Annotated in this window: 21 protein-coding genes; 7 read left to right on the top strand and 14 right to left on the bottom strand. The window is 44.8% G+C overall.

Annotated features, from left to right (window positions below):
* Positions 1–27: 27 nt before the first annotated feature.
* From BLT07_RS09000 to BLT07_RS08950, 11 genes are all read right to left on the bottom strand, one after another.
* Positions 28–1995, bottom strand: coding sequence for an aconitate hydratase (locus BLT07_RS09000; RefSeq protein ID WP_091867891.1), 1968 nt, complete (start codon positions 1993–1995; stop codon positions 28–30).
* 118 nt (positions 1996–2113) lie between these two features.
* Positions 2114–2362, bottom strand: coding sequence for an acyl carrier protein (locus BLT07_RS08995; protein ID WP_091867889.1), 249 nt, complete (start codon positions 2360–2362; stop codon positions 2114–2116).
* 110 nt (positions 2363–2472) lie between these two features.
* Entirely contained in the window at positions 2473–3747 is a 1275-nt protein-coding gene (locus tag BLT07_RS08990; RefSeq protein WP_091867887.1) for a beta-ketoacyl-[acyl-carrier-protein] synthase family protein, read from the bottom strand.
* Positions 3740–4192 carry a 3-hydroxyacyl-ACP dehydratase FabZ family protein gene (locus BLT07_RS08985; protein WP_091867885.1) on the bottom strand — a complete coding sequence of 151 codons (453 nt, stop codon included), beginning with the start codon at positions 4190–4192 and terminating at the stop codon, positions 3740–3742. The genes BLT07_RS08990 and BLT07_RS08985 overlap by 8 nt, the downstream gene beginning before the upstream one ends.
* 92 nt (positions 4193–4284) lie before the next feature.
* The gene (locus BLT07_RS08980; protein ID WP_091867883.1) at positions 4285–5076 is read right to left on the bottom strand and encodes an enoyl-ACP reductase FabI; all 792 of its coding nucleotides are present in this window, start codon (positions 5074–5076) and stop codon (positions 4285–4287) included.
* A gap of 47 nt (positions 5077–5123) precedes the next feature.
* Positions 5124–6179 (bottom strand): type III polyketide synthase, encoded by a 1056-nt coding sequence (locus BLT07_RS08975; protein ID WP_091867881.1) that lies wholly within the window; start codon positions 6177–6179, stop codon positions 5124–5126.
* Entirely contained in the window at positions 6172–6900 is a 729-nt protein-coding gene (locus BLT07_RS08970; RefSeq protein ID WP_091867879.1) for a methyltransferase domain-containing protein, read from the bottom strand. Before BLT07_RS08970 ends, BLT07_RS08975 begins: the two co-directional genes overlap by 8 nt.
* Positions 6900–8024, bottom strand: coding sequence for an NAD(P)/FAD-dependent oxidoreductase (locus BLT07_RS08965; protein ID WP_091867877.1), 1125 nt, complete (start codon positions 8022–8024; stop codon positions 6900–6902). Before BLT07_RS08965 ends, BLT07_RS08970 begins: the two co-directional genes overlap by 1 nt.
* Positions 8025–8130: 106 nt before the next feature.
* Positions 8131–8826: a YiaD family glycine zipper/OmpA-like lipoprotein gene (locus BLT07_RS08960; protein WP_091867876.1), complete on the bottom strand. Its 696-nt coding sequence runs from the start codon at positions 8824–8826 to the stop codon at positions 8131–8133.
* 33 nt (positions 8827–8859) lie between these two features.
* Complete coding sequence (locus tag BLT07_RS08955; RefSeq protein ID WP_091867874.1) at positions 8860–9336, bottom strand: lipocalin-like domain-containing protein; 477 nt, start codon at positions 9334–9336, stop codon at positions 8860–8862.
* A 168-nt stretch (positions 9337–9504) separates the two neighbouring features.
* The gene (locus BLT07_RS08950; RefSeq protein ID WP_245726482.1) at positions 9505–11496 is read right to left on the bottom strand and encodes an alpha-ketoacid dehydrogenase subunit alpha/beta; all 1992 of its coding nucleotides are present in this window, start codon (positions 11494–11496) and stop codon (positions 9505–9507) included.
* Positions 11497–11777: 281 nt separating this feature from the next.
* On the opposite strand from BLT07_RS08950, the gene BLT07_RS08945 reads away from it, so the two are divergent.
* The 5 genes from BLT07_RS08945 (at position 11778) to BLT07_RS08925 (ending at position 15984) form a co-directional block, all read left to right on the top strand.
* The gene (locus BLT07_RS08945) at positions 11778–12728 is read left to right on the top strand and encodes an isopenicillin N synthase family dioxygenase (protein ID WP_091867872.1); all 951 of its coding nucleotides are present in this window, start codon (positions 11778–11780) and stop codon (positions 12726–12728) included.
* Between the two features lie 104 nt (positions 12729–12832).
* Positions 12833–13162, top strand: a complete 330-nt coding sequence (locus BLT07_RS08940) for a translation initiation factor (RefSeq protein ID WP_091867870.1) — start codon at positions 12833–12835, stop codon at positions 13160–13162.
* 117 nt (positions 13163–13279) lie between these two features.
* Complete coding sequence (locus BLT07_RS08935) at positions 13280–14212, top strand: DUF1835 domain-containing protein (protein WP_091867868.1); 933 nt, start codon at positions 13280–13282, stop codon at positions 14210–14212.
* Position 14213: 1 nt separating this feature from the next.
* The gene (locus tag BLT07_RS08930) at positions 14214–15083 is read left to right on the top strand and encodes a nucleoside phosphorylase (protein ID WP_091867867.1); all 870 of its coding nucleotides are present in this window, start codon (positions 14214–14216) and stop codon (positions 15081–15083) included.
* Positions 15084–15138: 55 nt separating this feature from the next.
* The gene (locus BLT07_RS08925; RefSeq protein ID WP_091867865.1) at positions 15139–15984 is read left to right on the top strand and encodes a substrate-binding domain-containing protein; all 846 of its coding nucleotides are present in this window, start codon (positions 15139–15141) and stop codon (positions 15982–15984) included.
* A gap of 3 nt (positions 15985–15987) precedes the next feature.
* On the opposite strand, the gene BLT07_RS08920 is transcribed toward BLT07_RS08925, so the two are convergent.
* Positions 15988–16653, bottom strand: coding sequence for a uracil-DNA glycosylase (locus tag BLT07_RS08920; RefSeq protein WP_091867863.1), 666 nt, complete (start codon positions 16651–16653; stop codon positions 15988–15990).
* A gap of 322 nt (positions 16654–16975) precedes the next feature.
* Between BLT07_RS08920 and BLT07_RS08915 the strand changes: the two genes are divergently transcribed.
* Both BLT07_RS08915 and BLT07_RS08910 read left to right on the top strand, forming a co-directional pair.
* Positions 16976–19156: an endonuclease MutS2 gene (locus BLT07_RS08915; RefSeq protein WP_091867861.1), complete on the top strand. Its 2181-nt coding sequence runs from the start codon at positions 16976–16978 to the stop codon at positions 19154–19156.
* 5 nt (positions 19157–19161) lie between these two features.
* A complete protein-coding gene (locus BLT07_RS08910; protein WP_091867859.1) occupies positions 19162–19599 on the top strand; it encodes a thiol-disulfide oxidoreductase DCC family protein in 438 nt (145 codons plus the stop codon).
* A gap of 54 nt (positions 19600–19653) precedes the next feature.
* Here BLT07_RS08910 and BLT07_RS08905 read toward each other — a convergent pair whose 3' ends face one another.
* Positions 19654–20979, bottom strand: coding sequence for a dicarboxylate/amino acid:cation symporter (locus BLT07_RS08905; RefSeq protein WP_091867857.1), 1326 nt, complete (start codon positions 20977–20979; stop codon positions 19654–19656).
* A 59-nt stretch (positions 20980–21038) separates the two neighbouring features.
* Positions 21039–22106 (bottom strand): chorismate synthase, encoded by a 1068-nt coding sequence (gene aroC / locus BLT07_RS08900; protein ID WP_091867855.1) that lies wholly within the window; start codon positions 22104–22106, stop codon positions 21039–21041.
* Positions 22107–22297: the final 191 nt, after the last annotated feature.

Below are 22297 nucleotides of genomic sequence, written 5' to 3'. Positions count from 1 at the left end.
CACTCAAAATAGGAATTCGTAAAATCGCTAGGAGGCCAATTTGTCCTTAAAATCATTGATAATTCCGCCTTTCATCAGCAGATTGATCTGTCGTTCGCTCAGACTATGGCGTACCGTGATTTTGAATTTTTCGTCCTTATTTTTAACCTGTACGGTAATTGGATTTCTTTCCGCCACATCGGTCTTTAGGTTTTTGAACGAGACGATGGCGCCTTGCTCTATTCTTTTAAGATCCTCCCCGTTTTCAAATTCCAAGGGAAGTATACCGAAATTCACGAGGTTCTGCCAGGCAATGCGGGCATAATCTTTGGCAATGACCGCAACTTGTCCCAAATATTTGGGCGCAATGGCGGCGTGTTCCCTACTACTGCCCTGAGCATAGTTCTCGCCCGCAATGACGACATGCCCGCCGTAGGTTTCTTTGGCTTCCAAGGCCCGTTTATAAAAAGTGTCATCAATTACTATATAGGAATATTCACTGATTTTAGGGATGTTACTGCGAAAAGGCAGTACTTCGGCACCGGCCTTCATAATCTCATCGGTTGAAATATTATCCCCCATTTTTAACAGTACCGGTACCTCGTATTCGGATTTAAGTCCCTCCATTTCCGGAAGGGATTTGATATTTGGACCCTTTTTCAATTCAATAGCCGTAGTATTTTTCGGAGGCGCTACCAACATATCCCTATTGATAATTTCCACATCGGGTGCCTCGTACTTCGGATATTCCATATCGTACAATTTTTCGAGGTCTCTTGGATCTGTAATCTTTCCGGTCAATGCCGATGCAGCAGCGGTTTCGGGACTGCACAAATGCACTTGATCGTCTTTTGTACCCGAACGATCCGGGAAGTTCCGTGGCATAGTACGAAGGCTGATCGTATTGCTGGCAGGTGCCTGACCCATGCCTATACAGCCCATGCAACCGGATTGATGAAAGCGCGCCCCCGCCGTAATCAGATTTCCGAATGTCTTATTGTCGATCATATTCTGGATAATTTGTCGGGAGGTAGGATTGACATCGAAGGATACTTCCTCGTGTACCGCCTTCCCTTTGACTATGGCACCGGCCATCCAGAAGTCACGGAGTCCGGGATTTGCGCTAGAGCCGATGACTACTTGGCTGATCGGTTTGCCTTCCACTTCGCGAACGGGCACCACGTTACCGGGACTTGTAGGTAAGGCTATCAACGGTACCAAGTCATCGAGAACGATTTCGTCCTCCAGATCATAGGTCGCCCCTGCATCTGCTTTGATTTCCTGCCAGTCGGCTTCCCGTTCTTGGGATTTTAAAAAACGTTTGGTTTCTTGGTCACTGGGAAAAACGGTGGTCGTAGCTCCCAGTTCTGCGCCCATATTGGCGATAACGTGGCGATCCATGGCGCTCAGATGGTCTAGACCGTCCCCATAATATTCAATAATTTTACCTACACCGCCCTTAACACCATGACGATGAAGCATTTCGAGAATAACGTCTTTGGCACTCACCCAATCGGGAAGATTTCCGGTCAGTTTGACGCCCATCACTTGGGGCATTTTCACGTAATATGGCTGTCCGGCAATAGCAGCGGCCACATCCAACCCTCCGGTACCAATAGCCAGCATACCCAACGAGCCCGCGGCACAACTATGGCTGTCGGAACCGACCAGTGTTTTACCGGGGATTCCGAAGCGCTCCATATGCAAGGGATGACTGACCCCGTTTCCCGGTCTACTAAACCACAATCCGAATTTTTGGGCGGCGGAATGCAGGAATAAATGGTCGTCGGCATTCTTAAAATCCGTTTGCAATAGATTATGATCCACATACTGAACGGCAACTTCGGTCTTCGCCCTATCGAGACCCATAGCCTCCAATTCCAACTGTACCAAGGTTCCGGTGGCATCCTGTAAAAGCGCCTGATCGATTTTAAGGCCGATTTCAGAACCGGGTTTCATTTCTCCTTCGATGAGATGTAAGCTGATTAATTTCTGTGTGACGTTCATGGGTTTCATATCGCTGTTCTCTACTAGATGAATAAATTGTTCTTAAAGTAGGGCATTTAATGCGTTTTGAGCGACGGTATCACGAATTAAATTGATAGAATAAATGGCATTGTCCATTAAAAAAGGATTAATCCAATTTTCCCTCGATTATCTGTAGGGCATCCTGAACCGTTTGCATCCGTTCCATATCCTCGTTTTCGAGCATGATGTCGAATTCATCTTCGACATCCAATATAATATCGACTAGATTGGCGGAATTGATGTTCAATTCGTTGATAAAATGGCTCTCCATGGAAATATTGGCCACCGAAACATCTTCGGGAAGATAGATTTTGATGATATCCTTTAGTTTTTTATAGCGTTCGTCTTTGGTCATGTAATTGCTTAATGGTTAATGGCTTTGATAGATGCTGCTTCCAACCCTTTTAGTCTATTTGTTGTAGTTAATTCATGTGGTATTAATTCTCATAACGTAGTATCTTTTTCTCAGTCAATAAACCGCTTAAAAATAACACAAGCGTTGACATCGCCAAAGCCAAAACTGGCCTTTGCGAGTATTTTGGGAGTGTAATCTATAGTTTTTAGCGGAATTTTGATCCTATCGACTTGTTCCTCGATTTCTGGATGCAAATCCTCAACATTGACATTTCCAAAAATCTGGTTTTTCTCGAATTGCAGTACCGAAGCCACACATTCAATGCTCCCTGCGGCGGCCAGGCAATGTCCGAACAGCCCCTTGAAGGAATTTATATACGGGAAATTAGGGCCCGATCGGTCCAAAGCCCGTGACCAGTTTTCGATTTCAAGGGCATCTTTGGCGGTCGCGGTCAAATGGCCGTTTATGGTATCGATGTCGGAATTTTTAATTCCTGAATTTCGAACGGCTTCTATGATACAGCGTTGCACCGCTTCGCTATTGGGAGCGGTCATCGAACCGTTTCCGCGTTGACCGCCACTGTTGACTGCGCCGCCCAAAACCTCGGCATAGATTTTCCCCCCTCTTTCTTGGGCACTTTCCAAGGATTCAAGAACCAGTGCCCCTGCCCCGCTCCCCGGAACGAATCCCGCTGCGGTGGCGCTCATAGGCCGGCTGGCGTTTTCGGGATTTTCATTGTAGTTTCTTGGAAGAATGCGCATGGCGTCAAAGCCCGCCCAAACATAGGGACCACTATCACTACAGCTACCGACAAGCATTCGCTTGGCTTTACCTGAGGCGATACGCTCGTACCCCATTAAAATACCTTCGGTTCCCGTGGTACAAGCGGAAGAATTCGTGGTCACCTGATTTCCACATCCTAATATACCGCCCAAATAAGCGCTGATACCGCTCGCCATGGTCTGGATTACTGTCGTACTGCCCAAACGCCTTACTTCTTTGTTATCGATCAAATGAATCGCTTCCCTAAATTTGGCTACACCAAGCGTGCCGGTCCCGAAGAGAATGCCGCTATCCCAATCCGGGGTTTCCGCGTCCGCTTTCGGTAGACCTGCATCGTTCCAAGCATCCGTTCCGGCCAATACACCGTAAATAATACCCGTCGCGTTCAAGCCACGAAGTTGTAAGGGCGTGAAGTATCGGTTGATTCGGTTATCGGTAAGCAGCGGTTCCCCAGCGATTTGGCAGCCAAATTCCAATTGTTTTAATTCCGAAATAAAACGAATACCGCTTTTTCCACTGGCCATGGCTTCGCCAAAGGCGTCCAATCCGATGCCGTTCGGTGCGCAGACGCCCAATCCAGTTATCACTACACGCTCAGCCATTTGCTCCGGATTTTATCATTCCCGCAATTTCGCCCTTACAGACCAATTTTCCTTGGGAGTTGTACATTTTCACCGCACATTTGAGTTTATGGAACCTGAAATATAGTTTTTTGGATGTGACTGTTACTTTCTCTTCTGGATAAACGGGTAATAAAAATTCCATAGTTGAACTGCTCATGCCGATTTGGATGTTTTCCGTAGTTGCGCTGCCGTCATTTTCCAATAGATAAATCCCCAAACAGACTAGGCCGATCTGCGCACAACATTCGGTGAGGATAACGCCTGGGGTAACTGGGTTATCCTTAAAATGGCCCTTATAGAAATCTAAGTTTTTTGAGAAAGTGTAGGTTCCTTTGGCCCCATTCTCATTAATTTCAAGTAGTTCTTCAACGAATAGAAAGGGAGTTTTATAAGGGAGTTTTTGTATGAGTTTGTTTTTAGTCATAAGAAAAATCAAGAAGATCTAAGGACTCCAATTACACTAATGTGCACTAAATTTTTTAAACACCGAGCGTCCAGCACCGAGTATCCAGCACCTCACCTCAGACTCTCGCCGCCATCGACTTTAATGACCGTACCCGTAATCCAACTTGCTTCGTCAGTAGTGAGCAGGTACACGGCATTAGCGACATCTTCGGGAGTGGTCAAGCGGTTATGGGGATTTCGCTGTAGGGCATCTTCCCTGATTTTTTCATGACCGGGAATCATCTGAAAGGCACGGGTCTCCGTCGCTCCCGCCTGAATACAATTTGCTTTGATACCGAGTGGCGCAAATTCTAGGGCGATATTTCGGGTCAAAGCCTCCAAGCTGGCCTTTGCAGCGGAAACCGCAGCATAGCCCGGCCAGGCTTTGTAACTGCCCTCGCTGGTAAAGGAAATGATGCGGGCATCGTCCCTGAACAATCCTCTATTCACCAAATCTTTGGTCCAGTCATAGAGACTTAATGCCATGGCAGTTAGGGTTACCTGAAAATCTTGATGGTCTAAGGTAGTATCTGTTTTAGAGAACATCGGTTTAAGGTTTCCCTTGGCAATGCTGTGTATCAGGACTTTGATTTGCTGCCCTTCCCCTAAAAGCGATTGGATTTCCGCTATTGTACTTACCCTTTTTTCGGAATTAGCTGCATCCACATTAAAGGTTTGAAGCTTTACTCCCGTTGAAGTAATTTCTTCAAATTGGGATGTAATCTCCTCTAAATCAGATTTTCTATCCCGATGCACAATGAGTATATCAAAACCATGCCGGGCCAGCTTTTTGGCCGTGGCCAACCCCAATCCGCTGCTACCGCCAAGAACTAAAGCCCATCCTTTTTTTACCTCCTTAGCCATAAAACCTTACTCATTATAGTTCTGAAATCTGAATTTTGAATTCGTTCTCACCATTCCAACAACACCCTTTGCGCCGAAAACCCCGGACCAAAACTTAATATCAGCCCCTGCTCGCCCTTTTTTATATCCTTTTCAAGAAAGCGTTCCAGCACATATAAAACAGTAGCACTACTCATATTACCATATTCCCGCAGAACCTCACGGGTGTCATCAATGTTTTTCCCCAATTTCCCGAACAGTTCCTCAACGGTCTGCACGATTTTACGACCACCGGGATGAAAGACCAAATGCTCGACCGCCTCTATCGAAGTGCCATACTTTTTCAGAAACGGATGTACGATATCCGGAAAATGCTCGGCAATAGTTTCAGGCACTCGAATATCTAAAATCATCTGTAGGCCGTGGTTGGTCAGGTCGAAACCCATCATATGGGTGGCATCCGGGAAATGGTACATCTCCCCTCCTACTATTTTGGGTCCGCCTGCCTCTTTTTCGGAGGATAACAAGACACAGGCCGCCCCGTCGCCAAAAATAGCGGCACTTACCATATTCGCCATGGAATAATCATCGAGCTGAAAAGTCGCAGTAGGACTCTCTACCGCCACCACAGCGGCACGTTTATTAGGGTTTGCCCTCAAAAAGTTCTCGGCATAGATTAGGCCGGATACACCCGCCGCACATCCCATTTCTGTCACCGGCAGGCGAATGACATCCTGTCGAAGTCCTAAATCATTGATCAAATAGGCATCCAGCGAGGGAATCATGATCCCGGTACAACTAACGGTTATGATGTAATCTAAGGAATCGGAAGACCATTCTGCCTTTTTCAAAGCCTTTTCCAACACCTTTTTCCCCAATATCTTTACCTCGCGGACGTAAATATCGTTCTTTTGCTCAAAAGAGGTGGCCGTAAACACCGCTGCCGGATCCATGATGCTATATCGCTTATCGACCGCCGCGCCTTCGAAAATCTTGACGACCTTGCGACGAAAACGCTGTTCTTGTCCGGTAAGCCACAGTTCCACTAGTGGTACGATATCCTCGGTATTTCTACAAAACTCCGGAAGCTGCTTTGCCACCGTCGTTATTCGTACATCATTCATATATTCCGTTTGTTCGTTGGGTCCGCATGACCCATAGATACCGAAAAGCCCACTTCCATTGTATCTCATGTTTTACCGAGGTCAGGTCTTTGGCAAAACCTTCCAATTCTGTTTTGGTAAAGCCACTCCGTATGGATATCAATCCGTCGTGTTTCGCGATTTTTGTCCGTATAAAAATAGCACTAAAGCCCTTAAAAAGATGGTATGCAAGTGGACTTCTTTGCAAATCGTTGATTACGATACCGATAGAGGCCAATTTCGTGAACTGATTCAGAAAAATGGGGATATTTTCATCGTAGAAATGGTGCATAGTCAGGGTACAGAGCAAGATATCGCATTTTAAATCTTCGGGAGCCAACGCCAATATGTCCTGTTTCAGATAACGTATCTCCGGAAAATCTGAGGATGCGGCTCTGGCGATATCCAAACCTTTTTGACTAAGGTCGATACCAATGGCTTCCATAGTTACACCCAAACGGCGCCCTAATTTTACGATCTCGCGAAGCATGCTGCCGTTCCCACACCCCATATCCAAAATCGTATACGATATTTGGTCATGTTCCCGTATCAACCGTTCTACACCCTTCATTGTTATGCGATTACCTCCCAATAGGGTATTCGTACGGTCTATATCATATAAAACCTTTTTGAGCGTATTTCCATCTACACCGCAGTCGTCCATCAGTTCCGGATCTCTATTTCTTTTTGAAAAATTGGTCATTATCGTATCGGTTTACCGTGTGTGCCCTTGATTAATTTTTGCAATAGCCGGGGTTGGGTAATCATAGCGGATAGCGCGATAGCGGACATGCTAGGATTCAATAAAAGGGACTGTAAGCGTCTTCCCATCCATAGCCGTCGTTTAAAATGCCGGTTCCATTGCATTTGGTAGTCATTTTCGAGCTGCGCGCGCTGTTGGTTATTCTTCTTCAAAAAATCAGCTATCAATTCCGCTGCGATTTTAGCGCTATGTATCGCCATCGCCATACCATTTCCGCAAAGCGGATGTATCAGGCCCGCGGTATCGCCGCACATGAGTATATGGTTTTCGATCGCTTTTTTGGGATGGAAAGAGATTTGCGCAATACTCAAGGGCTCGTCAAAAAGAGGAGTTGCCTCTCTTAAAAACGTTTTTAGAAAAGGATTCCGCGCCACGACGTTGTCATTAAAACTATCGATATTCTTTTCTTTCTGAAAACTGGCATACGAGGCCAAATAGCAGAAATTAACTGCGCCTGTTTCAGTTTTTGACAACCCGCCATATCCCCCTTCAAAATTATGCAGGGCCACCCAATGTTTAGGAAAATCATCATAGACATAATGCGCCTTTACCGCTAGCCATGGAGATTTTTTTCTGGCGAAATCCCTATGTAAAGCTTTATCGAGTCCATTGCGTTTTCCGTAAGCACCGATAACCAAGGTTGAAGTAAATTTTTCGTTTAAATCCGTAACCACTTCAAAACCAGAGCTATTAAATTGAATGGAAATCACATTTTGAAATTGAAAATCAGCACCCGTAACCACCGCACGTTTATATAGCAAATGGTCAAAGGCATGTCGGCTAATGCCCATTCCGCCCATGGGAAGTTTGGTTTCTATACGTTTTCCCTGTATGGTACTCAATTTCAAATGGGTAATAGGTATCGCATCGTTCGCCTCCAGAAAAATTCCCAATTCACGTAAATACGGTACCACCTCGTTGGATACATATTCGCCGCAAACCTTGTGATGTGGATACTGCTGTTTTTCGAAGACCAAGACCCGATGTCCTTTTTGGGATAAATCGATTGCGGAAGTCAACCCAGCCAATCCCCCACCTACCACAATAACATCATAGTGCCGCATGTATTGAAAGGTATGTTATTAAAATGGAAATCCCGACCATTTTGATCGGGACTTCTGAATTCAACAATATTATCCTGCAGGGCATACTGAAGATTTAGCGGCAATTTTATCCTTTCACTTGCTGCTTCGCTTCTTTCTTAAGGGCCTCACTCGCTACAATGGCCAATTCGACCCGGCGGTTTTTTGCTTTGCCTTCCTTGGTCGTGTTATCTCCGACGGGTTGGTTCTCTCCGTACCACTTTGTGGTCAATCTACTCTTGTCAATACCTTGAGTAACCAAATATTCCGTTACCGACGTGGCGCGTTGTTTTGAAAGGTTCATATTATAATCATCCGGACCGGCACTATCGGTATGCCCTTCTACCAAAACATTGGTTTTTGGATATTCTTTTAAAATATCGGCCATACTATTCAAGGTGGTCGCAGAAGTACCTTTCACATCCGATTTACTGGTATCGAAATATACGCCTTGATCTTCGGTAAAGGTAACGTTGATACCTTCGCCGACCCGTGTCACCTCGGCTCCTGGAATCTCTTCTTCGATACGCTCCGCCTGGCGATCCATGCGATCTCCAATAAAGCCTCCTGCCACGCCGCCAATGGCAGCACCTAAAATGGCACCTAATACCGTGTTATTGCCGTCGCCTACGTTGTTACCGATGACACCACCGATGGCTGCACCACTACCGGCTCCTACCACGGCTCCTTTTTGTTTGTTGTTTGCGTTCTGAACGGTCTTACAACCGATGATCATGGAAAGCACCATGACGATATATACTGATTTTGTTATAATATGTTTCATTCCGATGAATTTTAGATTATTGATTATTTACCCCTACCTATTAAATTTATAAACTACCGATACGGGACTCCCGTCAACGGTGACATCCGATTTCAAGGTCATTTGAGAAGGACTAATAGATACTACATCCAAACGATATCCGATTCTTCCGTTGATATCATTCTTCTTTTCGTCAATATATTTGAACTGTAACTGTTGGCCACCCCCCTGACTTTCGATAATGGACCATCGAATATTGCGTTCACCGCCCGAGCACAGACTTCCGGGCTGAATCGTATATCTACCTGTGCTGTTGTTGTTCCTGAAAAACCATGTGCTACCTTCAAAACAGACTGCGGAGGCATCATCAAAAAGTTTGGCCTTAAAATCCCCCTCATTATTTTCATATCCGACATCATTGAGCGTCCAAGTACCGTCGACCGTTTTGCGGTCATCGCGGACTTGTTTGGTCGTTGAGCAGGAAAACAGGAGCAAACTGACTATAATGGGTAATACACTAGATTTTATCATACTTTAAAAATTAAGAGGTTATTTCAATGTCTTTTCCGAGCCGTACAAAAATCGCTTTAATTAATTAAGCGTATAGCATTGCAAATGTCGTTTTTTAAGGGATGCCCGATTGCTGTAAAGCGATAAGAAATTGGCTCGAATGCAAGGTAGTTATACGTTTATCCAGACTTAATACGCCAATAATTCCTTTAAAGCCACGACGAACCTTTCCTTGGGTAGATACCCGTTTTCCAGCCTTTTTGAGAACGGGATGGGCATTTCCAAACTGCCCACACGTTTTATGGGTCCATCCAGATACTCGAAACGGTTTTCCATGACCAAGGCGGATATATCGCTGGATATACCTCCGAAAAGACTGTCTTCCTGTAGGATAATCAGTTTCCCCGTTTTTTCGATGGATGTATATATGGATGTCATATCCAAAGGCATCAAGGTTCTTAGATCAATAAGATCCGCTTTGATTTCAGGATGGTTCCCTAGAATTTCCAATGCCCAATGGACGCCTGCGCCGTAGGACACGATAGTAATTTCATGGCCTTCTTTTAACAGCGCTGCCTTTCCAAAGGGAAGGGTATAATAGCCCGTTGGAACCTCCTGATAAACACTTCGGTACAACCCTTTGTGCTCGAAAAAAAGCACGGGATTGGGGTCGTTGATCGCCGTGGCCAAAAGTCCCTTCGCGTCAAAAGGAAACGCGGGATAGGCTACTTTCAGCCCAGGTGTCTTTGTAAACCAGGCCTCATTGGTCTGGGAATGAAACGGACCGGCCCCAACATCGCCCCCACAGGGCATGCGAATGACTACATCGGCCTTTTCGCCCCAACGGTAGTGTGATTTGGCCAGGTAGTTGACAATCGGATTGAAACCACTGCTCGCAAAATCGGCAAACTGCATCTCGACCACCGCCTTCATACCGTTAATGGAGAGTCCCATCGCAGCCGCAACAATACCGGATTCACAAATCGGGGTATTTCGGACGCGTGACGTACCGAAGGCATCCACAAAACCTTCAGTAACCTTAAAGACGCCGCCGTAACCCGCGATATCCTGTCCCATAATGACCAAGTTGTCATGTTGCTCCATGGATTGTCTCAGGCCCTGGGAAACAGCATCCACTAAACGTATCTTTTCTCCTGCATTATTCGACCTAGCCTCGGTATAGGCAAACGCTTTATATACATCACTTAATTCATCACTTTCGACAAAATCTACCTCATGTTCTCCAAAGGCAAATTGTAGGTGCTCGTTGATTTCCGATTCGATTTCCGCTTTTTGGAGGTCTATTTTGATGTTGTCCAAAAGTCCTTCCTCCTTTAAAAAGGATTCGTAGTTGGCGATGGGGTCCATTGTGCCCCATTCTTCCATAAGGGCGTCGGGCACGTATTTGGTACCGCTTGCCTCTTCATGGCCCCGCATCCGAAACGTTTTGAATTCCAACAATACGGGCCCGGGCTTTTTTCGCATACGTTGGCCGAGCTCGCCCACCTTGCTATAAACGTCCAAAATATTGTTCCCATCAATCGTATACGATTCCATTCCATACCCTATACCCCTGTCCGCCAGATTTTCACAATTGTATTGCTCACTTGTGGGAGTCGAGAGTCCATAACCATTATTTTCAATACAAAATAGGACGGGTAGTTGCCACACCGATGCGATATTCAAGGCTTCGTGAAAATCGCCTTCGCTAGTACCGCCTTCGCCCGTAAATACGGCCGTGATACGTTCCCTATTTTGTAGCACATCGGCAAGCGCAATACCATCCGCGACCCCCAATTGCGGACCTAAGTGTGAAATCATGCCCACAATTTTATACTCCTGCGTCCCGAAATGGAAACTACGGTCACGGCCTTTGGTAAATCCCCCCGCTTTACCCTGCCATTGGGAAAAAAGGCGATGAAGTGGGATTTCCCTAGTCGTAAAAACGCCAAGATTTCGGTGCATGGGCAAAATATATTCTTCCGCTGTCATTGCACTGGTCACTCCAACCGAAATAGCCTCCTGCCCGATACCGCTGAACCATTTCGAAATCTTGCCCTGCCGTAATAAAATCAGCATTTTTTCCTCGATCATACGGGGTTTGAGCATCCGCTTATAGAGGTTTAGCAGAGTATTGTTGTCGATATCTTTTCGTTGGTACTCCATTCGTTGGTACTCCATCAATTTGTCATTCAGGAGGAAAATCCCTCCCCATTAGACAAAGTCTTTAATTTTGATTTGCTGTTCGCTTTGCGCTAAACGCCTTAAGCAAAAAAAGGCGTAAAGCTCAAAGCGATTTGCGAATAGCGGTTATTTTTTTTCGTTGGATAAAAGTAAGAAAAAGCATATCAAGAATTAGATCATGGTTTCTAAATATGCGCTTAATCAAAAATACCCTTTATGAACTTTGTGCGATTCGCCTCCCTTTTTCTTAACTTTGGGCAAACTTCAAAAGCATAGCCATGAGTGCGATACCCAGCGTAGATTTACAGGATTTCGTTTCCGACGACCCCAGCAAAAAGCAAAAATTCATACGAGAGATCGGAGGAGCCTTTGAGGATATTGGTTTCGTCGCCTTAAGCGGACACTTCCTATCCAAAGAATTGGTGGAGAGACTTTATCTGGAAATCAAGGAATTTTTTGCTTTGGACCAAGACACGAAGGACAAATACGAAATTGAGGGTATCGGCGGACAACGCGGGTATACTTCCTTTGGAAAAGAACACGCTAAAGGCAGAAAAGAGGGCGATTTGAAAGAATTCTGGCACTTCGGACAGTATGTCGAGAACAATCCGCTATTGGAAACGGAATATCCCGATAATGTGATTGTCACAGAACTTCCAGAATTCAATACCGTAGGAAAAGAGACGTTCAAGATGTTGGAAAAGACGGCAAAGTACATCTTACGGGCGCTTGCCTTACACCTTGGTTTGGAAGAAAACTATTTTGACGCGTACATCAAGAATGGGAATTCTATTTTACGCCCCATCCACTATCCGCCCATTACCGAGGAGCCAAAAAACGCGGAACGGGCCGCCGCGCATGGCGATATCAATTTAATTACTTTGTTAATGGGGGCCCAAGGTCGCGGCTTGCAAGTGAAAAATCATAAGGACGAATGGGTCGATGCCATAGCCGGCCCCGATCAATTGATGATCAATGTGGGCGATATGCTTTCACGGCTGACGAACAACAAACTGAAATCGACCATCCACAAAGTTATCAATCCCCCTAAAGAAATGTGGGGCACTTCGCGGTATTCCATTCCCTTTTTCATGCATCCCATAAGCGAGATGCCGTTGGATTGCCTGGAGAATTGTGTGGATGATAAACATCCCAAGCAATTTGAGGATATTACCGCAGGGGCTTATCTGAACGAACGTCTGGTGGAATTGGGGCTAGTGAAAAAGTAAGGAGTACTTTGACAAAACGGTAATCATTAAATGCCATTGATGTTTTGTTTACCGATATCATGATGGTTGAAAATGTATTCTCCTAAAAACGCTTATACCTTAGTATGGATTTAAAAGACCAACTTAAAGACCTCTTCCCCGACCACAAAATTCCGGAAGAAATCACTAAACCCGACACTAAAGAAGATATCTGGCTACAAGACGACCCGATTCTTTGTAAATATGAAAAGCGAAAGGGAAAGCCGATCACCATCTTAGATGGCTATACGGGAGCCCAAAGTGATTTTAAAAAATTGGCCAAGGAACTCAAGACCGAACTCGGCGTGGGAGGGTCGTTTAAAAACGAAAAAATCATCATTCAAGGGGATTATAGGGACCGTATCATGGAAATTTTAAAAGAAAAAGGATTTTCCGTGAAGCGCGTTGGAGGCTAGATAATAGGGAGTGTCTTAAGTAAATTTTCACAAACAAAAGACAATTTTCATAGATTATTTTTGTTTGGCTTGATTTAATGTTACTTTTAATGTTCGAGAACCTAAAGAACAAGCCGCATGAGTTCCCTTTTGCACATTACTAACGGAGACCATTTTACGGAAAAATTACAATCCTTATCTCTTAAAGGGGATATTATCACGTGGCGCGAGATGCTTTGCGAGGGCAAAACACTTAACAGCGTAGGTAGCGAGTCTTTTTGGAAAACCCGCTTCGAATTTCTTAATAAAAACTACAAAGTCTCCAAATCCTGGTTTATCGAAAAAACTTTGAAGGAGTATCGTTCCCTTTGCAATCACAAACAGCAGGATGAAATCGTGCTTTGGTTCGATTATGATCTGTTTTGTCAGATCAATATGATCGCTGTACTCAGTTGGCTCAAGACCCATCGAAAATATGCGCACATTTCTTTGGTTTCTACGGGTAAGCTAGATGAATCGGATAAAATGTATAGCCTCCACGATCTTAGCGATGAGCAATTGTTGAGTCATTATGCACATAAGATAGAACTGACGCAAGATGATATCGAGTATGCAGATTATGTATGGCAACTCTATTGCAGCGATAACCCCATCCGTTTGGAAAATCTTTCGGATTACTCCGAATTCCAGTTTGATTATTTGTCCGGAGCGATTCAGGCCCATTTACATCGTTTTCCCAGTATCAAGAACGGTCTCAATGACATGGAAAACAACATTTTAAGGCTGGCGGCGGAGCAGAAACCTGCCAATCGAAAAGTATTTATGTCCGAAATACATAAGAAAGAGGCGATTCTAGGTTTTGGGGATATCCAATATGAAAGGGCACTTGTCAGGTTAAAACCATTGTTTTCCTCATTTAAACCCGTTCGTCTTACCAAAAAGGGTGCAGAAATTCTAGAAAATAAAACAAGTTATTATTCTTGTCTTCAAGACAATGACGTCTACTTGGGCGGCGCCCTTAAATACAATTTTCTCTTCAATACAGAATCCAGTAGGATCTTGAAATTATAGAATGACCTTGCCCCCATCCGAACTTATTCTCAATCCCGATGGTAGCATCTATCATTTGAATCTATTGCCGGAGGATATCGCGAATCATATCATTACCGTTGGCGATCCCGATCGGGTCGCTGAAGTCTCTTCGTTTTTCGATACCATAGAACTCAAAAAAGGCAAACGTGAATTCCATACACATACCGGCTTGCTCAACGGAAAGCGGCTGACCGTTATTTCTACCGGAATAGGAACGGACAATATCGATATCGTGCTCAATGAGCTTGATGCCCTTGTCAACATTGATTTCGAAAGCCGGAGGGTACATGCTAGGAAAAAATCTCTCGATATTATCCGAATTGGAACCTCAGGAGCCATCCAAGCCGATATTCCCGTTGACACTTTTCTAATGACCGAATACGCCATAGGTCTTGACGGGCTCCTGCATTTTTATGATAGTAGTTGGGTACAGAAACCTAAAATGGCCAAAGCATTTGTGAAACATTGCGGCTGGTCAGAACAAAAAGCGGCACCTTACGTTGTCGCCTATGACGATACCTTAGCGAAACTACTTTTATCAAATCGTATACGATTAGGCGTAACCGTAACCAGTACCGGGTTTTATGGACCACAGGGTCGAAGGTTGCGATTGGATATCGAAGGAGATAGTTTCATTGAAAAACTGGGCTCCTTTCAATACGACGGGAGGCAGATTACCAATCTTGAAATGGAAACTTCGGGTATATACGGACTTTCAAAACTTCTAGGGCATCGTGCCGTTTCCATGAACTGTATTTTGGCCAATCGGGCGACGGGGGAGTTTTCCAAACATCCGAAAAAGGCTACCCAGGCCTTGATTCGTCATTGTCTTGAAAAAATTTGTGGATGATAGCAATGAAAAGAAAATCACAAACAATTTAAACTAAAAGAATAAAATTCCATTCATGAAAAAAGTAAAGATAGCAGGTGTTCCAGAGCATTTTAACCTCCCTTGGCACATGGCCATCGAAGAAGGTGGCTTTGAAGATAGGGGCATTGACCTACAATGGACGGAAGTACCTGAGGGCACAGGCAAAATGTGTCAAATGCTGGAAAATGGGGAAACCGATTTGGCCATCATCCTGACCGAGGGGATTATAAAGAGTATCGTAAACGGAAATCCCGTTAAAATTGTGCAGGAATACATTGCTTCTCCCCTACTTTGGGGCCTTCATGTGGGCGCTAAAAGCAAATACCAAAGCCTATCCGACCTTAAAAATACGAAAATCGCTATCAGCCGCTTCGGCAGCGGAAGCCATCTTATGGCTTATGTGAATGCCCAAAAGGAGGGATGGGAACCCAATAGACTACAGTTTGAGGTCATCGACAACATAGAAGGTGCAGTGCAAGCCCTTACCGATGGCACTGCGGATTATTTTATGTGGGAACATTTTACCACTAAACCTTTTGTCGATAAAGGCAAATTCCGAAGATTGGGGGATTGCCCGACTCCATGGCCCTGTTTTGTGGTTGCGGCGACGGATGATTTCATCCAAAAAAGCCCCGGCACATTGAACCATATTCTGGAAACCATTAATACCTATACAGCAGAGTTCAAGCAGATTCCGAGTATCGATAGAACACTGGCCAATCGCTACGAACAACAATTGGAGGATATTCGGGAATGGCTATCGCTAACGGAGTGGAGTCAAGAGCAAGTGCCTACAGGCGCTATTGAAAACGTACAGCGCACATTGAGTGATCTAAAGTTGATCGACACCACTTTACCCTTGGATAAAATTTTAAAATAAACACTACCAAGCTATCGATTTCTCACCAATTTTCTGCAACATTTCGTTCGTTTGGCTAAAATGTTTGTTTCCGAACCAGTAGCCCCTATTCGCACTCAAGGGCGAGGGATGGCCCGAAGTCAATATATGATGTTTGCTAGGGTCTATTAGAGCCGCTTTCTTTTTGGCAAATCCACCCCAAAGCAAGAAAATGACCTCCTCTCTGTTATTGGATAATTTTCGGATTACGGCATCGGTGAAAGTTTCCCATCCCTTATTCTGATGACTACCCGCCTGCTGCGCGCGCACCGTCAAAGTGGCGTTTAACAGCAGTACACCTTGCTCCGCCCAACGCTCCAGATTCCCACTCTTTGGGTACGGCTTCCCTAAATCCGTTTCAATTTCCTTGAAAATGTTCATTAGCGAAGGCGGATGGGGTATGCCTTCTTTTACAGAAAAACAGAGTCCGTTTGCCTGATTGGGGCCGTGATACGGATCTTGTCCGATAATGACCACTTTTGTTTTATTGAAGGAACTATGTTCAAAAGCCGCAAAAATAGCTCCGCCTTTAGGGTAGCAGGTATGTTCGGCGTATTCCTTTTTGATGAATTCGGTCAAATGTGCAAAATACGGTAGCTCGAATTCCTGGTTGAGCTGTTGTTTCCAACTTTCTTCAATGTTTACGGGCATTTTTTCAATTTTGGATATTCGGTATAAGAACTCATTTAGAGGTGTTGTTTGGAACCGAGAATATCAGCTTTTGAGGTCAGATGAAGTCATTTTTTAACAGCATAGCAGGGCTACGGTTTTCAAAAATGAGTAAATATGGCCTCAAAATGTGATATTCGCAGGTAAAATAAAAAGTCTAAATGAGTTCTATAACAAAACTATAGCTTTATTCGGGTTGGTAAAAAAATAGATAGGATCTTATTCCTTGATTTTCTCATTCCGTCTGCAGCCTAGTTGCAAGCGATAGCTAAGATTACCTACCTTTACGATCGATTTTAAATCTATGGTTAAAATTCCGCAAAAAACGCTCCAAGACCTTGAATTTCCCAAGGTCTTACAACAAGTTTCCACCCGCTGCAATACAGAACTGGGCAAGGCGCAAGCTTTGGATATACAACCGATTTCCAATCCAGAAATGCTGCTTCAGGTATTGGGCCAGACCTCGGAATATCTATCTTCGTTTACTAACGAAAACCGGATTCCCAATCACGGTTTTGACCCCATAAACAGCGAATTAAAGCTACTGCGTATTGAGAATACTACTTTAGAGGTGCCGGGTTTCCGAAGAATCGGAAACATTTGTACCACGGTAGTAATTCATACAAAATTCTTTAAAAAATTCAAGGAATATTATCCATTACTTTTTGAAGCCTCGGAAACTATAGAGGCCAATACAGATATACCCAATGAGATCGATGCGGTTATTGATAAATTCGGCGAGGTAAAAGATAATGCTTCGGAAAAGCTGCTGGCGATCCGCCGCGAAATGAACCAAATAAAGGTAAAAATCGCGCAAAGTTTCGCATCCGCCCTGAACACGTATAACGGCTCGGATTATTTGGATGATATTCGGGAATCGGTGGTTGAGAACCGACGTGTGCTGGCCGTAAAGGCCATGTATCGAAAGAAAGTCAAGGGTACGACTATGGGTACCTCAAAAACGGGAAGCATCGTCTATATAGAACCTGAGGCCACCTTGAGATACAGTCGGGAACTGAACAACCTGGAATTTGACGAGAAGGAAGAAGTACGGCGTATTCTCAACACCCTGACCCATCGCATACGTCCGTTCGCCCCCCTACTCTCCGAGTATCAAGATTTTCTGGCGCATATCGACATTACCGCAGCAAAGGCGAAGTACGCTTCGGATACCCATGCGTTGTTACCGGAAATCAATTCCGAAAAACGGCTTTTTCTTCGAGATGCGTATCATCCCCTACTTTATTTGAACAATAAACGAAAGGGCGAAAAAACCTATCCACAGACCATTGAGCTGGAGTCTGAAAATCGAATTATTGTAATTTCCGGACCTAATGCCGGCGGCAAAAGTATCACATTGAAGACGATCGGCCTGCTTCAAGTAATGCTTCAATCGGGACTGCTAATTCCCGTTCATGAAAGGAGTTCCGCATGTCTTTTTAATAGGATATTGACGGATATAGGTGACAACCAATCCATCGAAAACCACTTGAGCACTTACAGTTACCGGCTCAAGAACATGAACCGTTTTTTGAGGAAGTGCGATGCCGAAACCCTATTTTTAATCGACGAGTTCGGCACCGGCAGTGACCCCGAGCTCGGTGGTGCCCTTGCGGAAGCCTTCTTGGAGGTTTTCTACGAACGGGGAGCCTTTGGCATTATAACCACGCATTACGCCAACCTCAAAGCCCTGGCCGACGAACTGCCCCATACCACGAATGCCAACATGCTTTTCGATGGAGCGACCTTAGAGCCGACCTTTCAACTGGTCCTGGGCGAGGCCGGTAGTTCGTTCACTTTTGAAGTAGCGCAGAAAAACGGCATTCCCTTTAACCTGATCAACAAGGCCAAAAAGAAAATTGAGCGGGGCAAGGTGCGTTTCGATGCCACAATCGCTAAATTGCAAAAGGAACGTAGCAAAATGGCACAAACCGGTTCGCGCTTACAGGAAGAGGAATCCAAAGCCAGGGAAGCAGCCCAAAAACTCGAAAAACTCAATGCCAAAATCAAAACCAAACTTGAGAATTACCAAGAGCTGTATGATCATGACCAGCGGATGATTCTTTTGGGAAACAAGGTGGAAAAGGCTGCGGCAAAATATTTTCAGGGAAATAAAAAACGTCCCTTGATATCCGAACTTTTACAAATTGTCGAGACCGAAAATAGCAAACGAAAGAAAAAATCCGCTGTTGCAGCCAAGGCCGAACGGGCGAAACAGGCCGAAGTGGCCCAAGAGGCTCGGAACAAGGTCAAAGACATTCGGGAGAAAAAGAAAGTAGAACAGAAAATGGCGATTATTAAGGAAAAGAACAAGCCACTGCCTATTTTTAAAATCGGTGACCGGGTTCGTATGCAAGACGGTAAAGCCGTAGGAAGTATCGATTCCCTTGAAAAGAAAAAAGCCATCGTCAACTACGGACAGTTCACGACCCATGTGGGGCTGGAGCAGTTGGAGTTGGTAGAACGAAAAAAAGTTAAGCGTTAAGCATTATGGTTTCAAAATCAGAAAATAGTCCATCTATAGAATTGAATAAGAAGTTAGTTCTCTTCGACGGTGTTTGCAACCTTTGTAATGGTGCCATACAGTTTATGATCAAGCACGATAAAGAGGACACATTCCTCTACGCGGCCTTACAAAGTGATATCGGCAAAAAACTGATTGCAGAACGGAACATCGATACAGAAAAAGTCGATTCCATACTACTGATCGAACCGGGAGTGGCGTATTACGATAAATCGGACGCAGCACTACAAATCGGGAAGCAACTAAGAGGCTATCGAACGATTTCTAGTATATTATATTTGATTCCCAGCGGATTGCGAAATATCGTATACGATTTTATTGCCCGCAATCGCTATAACTGGTATGGAAAAAGAGAAGCGTGTATGATACCTACGGCGGAGTTGAAGGCAAAATTTTTGGATTAGCCTTTTAATTTTTGGACTAGCCTGTTAGGTTTTGGACTAGCGTGTAAACAAAAGTTATTTCACTTCCTCCAAATTATCGTCCCAGTTCTTGACTTTGGGTTTGATGACTGACCCCGTTGATTTCGCCACCATCATCGCTACCGTAGCGTCGCCAGTTACATTGACAACTGTTCTCAGCATATCTAAAGGTCGGTCGACCGCGAAAATCAATGCAAGGCCTATAGCCAGTTTATCCGGTGGGAATCCAATTGATTCCAAAACAATAACTAACATAACCATACCAGCGCCGGGCACTGCGGCGGATCCTATCGAGGCCAAAAGAGCCGTCAATACGATGGTCAGCTGGTCGGCAAAGGTCAAATCGAATTTAAGGGCCTCGGCAATAAAAACGGCGGCGACGGCTTGATAGAGACTGGTCCCGTCCATATTAATGGTGGCACCTACAGGGAGAACAAAGCTTGAAATTTGTTTATCAACACCGATATGCTCTTCCACTCTTTCCATGGTGACCGGCAAGGTAGCGGCACTAGAGCTTGTAGAAAAGGCCAAAAGCTGTGCGGGAGCCATTTTACTTAAAAAAGTCAGCGGATTATAACGGCTAAAAGTGCCCACGACCAAACTATAAAAGGCAATCATCAATACAAGCCCGAGGATGACTACCCCGGAATATTTTAAAAGGGCGAGTAAAAGGTCGGGGTCTCCGGATGAAACCACTACGTTGGCCAATAACGCGAACACGGCTACCGGCGCCGTAAGCATGATCAGATCGACCATTTTCAGGACAACCTCATTCAGGGCGTCAAAGAAATCCTTCAGGGGCTTGGACTTTTCCTCACCGATAAGCAACATTGAAATTCCTAAAAAGATAGTAAAGAAAATGACCTGAAGCATCAAACTGTTGTCGCCAAGGGCTGCAAAGGCGTTGTCTGGCACCATATCCTCCAAAAATTGTAGGGGTCCACTTTCTATTTGTTTTGAGGCTTCCTCCAATTTATCGGTCACGCCCCTATCTTGGGAATAGGTTTCGGTAAGTCTCGCAATGGTGTCTTCTGAAATTCCGCTGCCGGGTTTTATCGCGTTTACCAACAGCAAGCCGATTGTTATGGCAATTACCGTCGTACAGATATAAATAACGATAGTACGCAAGCCAATATTACGGAATTTGGAAATATCCTTTAAATCGGAAATACCCTTGACCAAAGATGCTAAAATGAGGGGAATCGCAATCAGTTTCAAAAGCTTGACAAAAATCGTTCCGAGCGGGTTGATCCAATCCTGTACAAAATCCCTGCCCCAATCCACATAGGTCATTCCGAATCCAAAAAGGATACCTCCGACCATTCCGATGAGAATCTGCCAGTGCAATTCAAGTTTGCGCATAAAAAGTTAGTTTAGGATTGAAAGATACTGTTTTTTAAAAAGAAACGGATAAGATCGGTTCATTCAAACTTTACGCTGCGGTTCAGTAACATATAATCCGCCAAAACCAATGCTGTCATCGCTTCAACAATCGGCACGGCCCGCGGCACTACGCAGGGATCATGCCGGCCTTTGCCTTTCGTGGTTACTTTTTTACCTTCTTTATCAATGGTTTCATAGGGTTGGATTACCGTCGCCACCGGCTTGAAGGCTACATTGAAGTAGATATCCATACCATTGCTGATACCGCCCTGTATACCACCACTATAGTTGGTTTTGGTACTTCCATCTTGATTGAACTGGTCGTTGTGTTCGCTGCCCTTCATCCGAACCCCTTCGAACCCGCTACCGTACTCAAAACCTTTGACGGCATTGATGGATAACATGGCCTTGCCCAGTTCTGCATGCAATTTATCAAAGACCGGTTCTCCCAGACCGATGGGTACATTCTGTGCCACACAAGTGACTATGCCTCCTACGGTATCCCCTTCTTTGCGCACTTCCTTAATATATTCCTCCATTTTCGCCGCTGTTTCAGGATGGGGACAGCGGACGGGATTGGATTCGGTCAAGGCGAAATCCAGTTGTTCATAGGGAATATCCATTTTCAATTTTCCGACTTGGGAAACAAAAGCATTAATTTTTATTTGGGAGAGAAACTGCTTGGCGATTGCTCCCGCTACTACCCTACTTGCCGTTTCGCGAGCAGAACTACGGCCACCCCCACGATAATCCCGAAACCCGTATTTTTGGTCGTACACATAATCGGCATGCGAGGGCCGGTACGAATCCTTAATATGGGAATAATCATGGGATTTTTGATTCGTGTTATGAATGGCGAAACCGATGGGCGTACCTGTTGTTTTTCCCTCGAAAATTCCGGAATAGAATTCCACTGTATCGGGCTCCTTCCGCTGAGTCACAATAGCGGATTGTCCCGGTTTTCGACGGTCCATTTCGTTCTGAATGGCCGCTAGGTCAATTTCAATGCCAGAGGGGCATCCATCTAAAACACCACCGATGGCCACCCCGTGCGATTCGCCGAACGTGGTCAGTTTAAAAAGGTTTCCAAAGGTATTTCCCGCCATGTTATTTGGGTTAAAAGTTAAAGTTTATGACTGCCCTATAGAACAAGAAAATGCTAGACTGCAGGCAAGCTAGATATTAATCACTGGCTCTTAATTGTTCAAAGTTGAATTCCAAGCCCCTTGAAACTAGAACCTTTCCACGGCAGGGGTAAACCTTACGCTCCATTATACACGAAGACACTTTAAACATC

Source organism: Pricia antarctica, assembly GCF_900101815.1.
GTDB classification, from domain to species: Bacteria; Bacteroidota; Bacteroidia; order Flavobacteriales; family Flavobacteriaceae; genus Pricia; species Pricia antarctica.
The sequence above is the reverse complement of the archived record's forward strand: the minus strand, read 5'-3'. Positions and strand labels throughout refer to the sequence as shown.

What these genes read in the sequence shown, in the direction of transcription:
- BLT07_RS08905 (WP_091867857.1), bottom strand. Translation starts at nt 20,979, where the DNA reads ATGCGCAAACTTGAATTGCACTGGCAGATTCTCATCGGAATGGTCGGA.
- BLT07_RS08995 (WP_091867889.1), bottom strand. Translation starts at nt 2,362, where the DNA reads ATGACCAAAGACGAACGCTATAAAAAACTAAAGGATATCATCAAAATC.
- BLT07_RS08925 (WP_091867865.1), top strand. Translation starts at nt 15,139, where the DNA reads ATGAAAAAAGTAAAGATAGCAGGTGTTCCAGAGCATTTTAACCTCCCT.
- BLT07_RS08945 (WP_091867872.1), top strand. Translation starts at nt 11,778, where the DNA reads ATGAGTGCGATACCCAGCGTAGATTTACAGGATTTCGTTTCCGACGAC.
- BLT07_RS08915 (WP_091867861.1), top strand. Translation starts at nt 16,976, where the DNA reads ATGGTTAAAATTCCGCAAAAAACGCTCCAAGACCTTGAATTTCCCAAG.
- BLT07_RS08935 (WP_091867868.1), top strand. Translation starts at nt 13,280, where the DNA reads ATGAGTTCCCTTTTGCACATTACTAACGGAGACCATTTTACGGAAAAA.
- BLT07_RS08920 (WP_091867863.1), bottom strand. Translation starts at nt 16,653, where the DNA reads ATGCCCGTAAACATTGAAGAAAGTTGGAAACAACAGCTCAACCAGGAA.
- BLT07_RS08980 (WP_091867883.1), bottom strand. Translation starts at nt 5,076, where the DNA reads ATGGCTAAGGAGGTAAAAAAAGGATGGGCTTTAGTTCTTGGCGGTAGC.
- BLT07_RS08965 (WP_091867877.1), bottom strand. Translation starts at nt 8,024, where the DNA reads ATGCGGCACTATGATGTTATTGTGGTAGGTGGGGGATTGGCTGGGTTG.
- BLT07_RS08955 (WP_091867874.1), bottom strand. Translation starts at nt 9,336, where the DNA reads ATGATAAAATCTAGTGTATTACCCATTATAGTCAGTTTGCTCCTGTTT.
- aroC (WP_091867855.1), bottom strand. Translation starts at nt 22,106, where the DNA reads ATGGCGGGAAATACCTTTGGAAACCTTTTTAAACTGACCACGTTCGGC.
- BLT07_RS08950 (WP_245726482.1), bottom strand. Translation starts at nt 11,496, where the DNA reads ATGGAGTACCAACGAATGGAGTACCAACGAAAAGATATCGACAACAAT.
- BLT07_RS08930 (WP_091867867.1), top strand. Translation starts at nt 14,214, where the DNA reads ATGACCTTGCCCCCATCCGAACTTATTCTCAATCCCGATGGTAGCATC.
- BLT07_RS09000 (WP_091867891.1), bottom strand. Translation starts at nt 1,995, where the DNA reads ATGAAACCCATGAACGTCACACAGAAATTAATCAGCTTACATCTCATC.
- BLT07_RS08985 (WP_091867885.1), bottom strand. Translation starts at nt 4,192, where the DNA reads ATGACTAAAAACAAACTCATACAAAAACTCCCTTATAAAACTCCCTTT.
- BLT07_RS08975 (WP_091867881.1), bottom strand. Translation starts at nt 6,179, where the DNA reads ATGAATGATGTACGAATAACGACGGTGGCAAAGCAGCTTCCGGAGTTT.
- BLT07_RS08960 (WP_091867876.1), bottom strand. Translation starts at nt 8,826, where the DNA reads ATGAAACATATTATAACAAAATCAGTATATATCGTCATGGTGCTTTCC.
- BLT07_RS08970 (WP_091867879.1), bottom strand. Translation starts at nt 6,900, where the DNA reads ATGACCAATTTTTCAAAAAGAAATAGAGATCCGGAACTGATGGACGAC.
- BLT07_RS08990 (WP_091867887.1), bottom strand. Translation starts at nt 3,747, where the DNA reads ATGGCTGAGCGTGTAGTGATAACTGGATTGGGCGTCTGCGCACCGAAC.
- BLT07_RS08910 (WP_091867859.1), top strand. Translation starts at nt 19,162, where the DNA reads ATGGTTTCAAAATCAGAAAATAGTCCATCTATAGAATTGAATAAGAAG.
- BLT07_RS08940 (WP_091867870.1), top strand. Translation starts at nt 12,833, where the DNA reads ATGGATTTAAAAGACCAACTTAAAGACCTCTTCCCCGACCACAAAATT.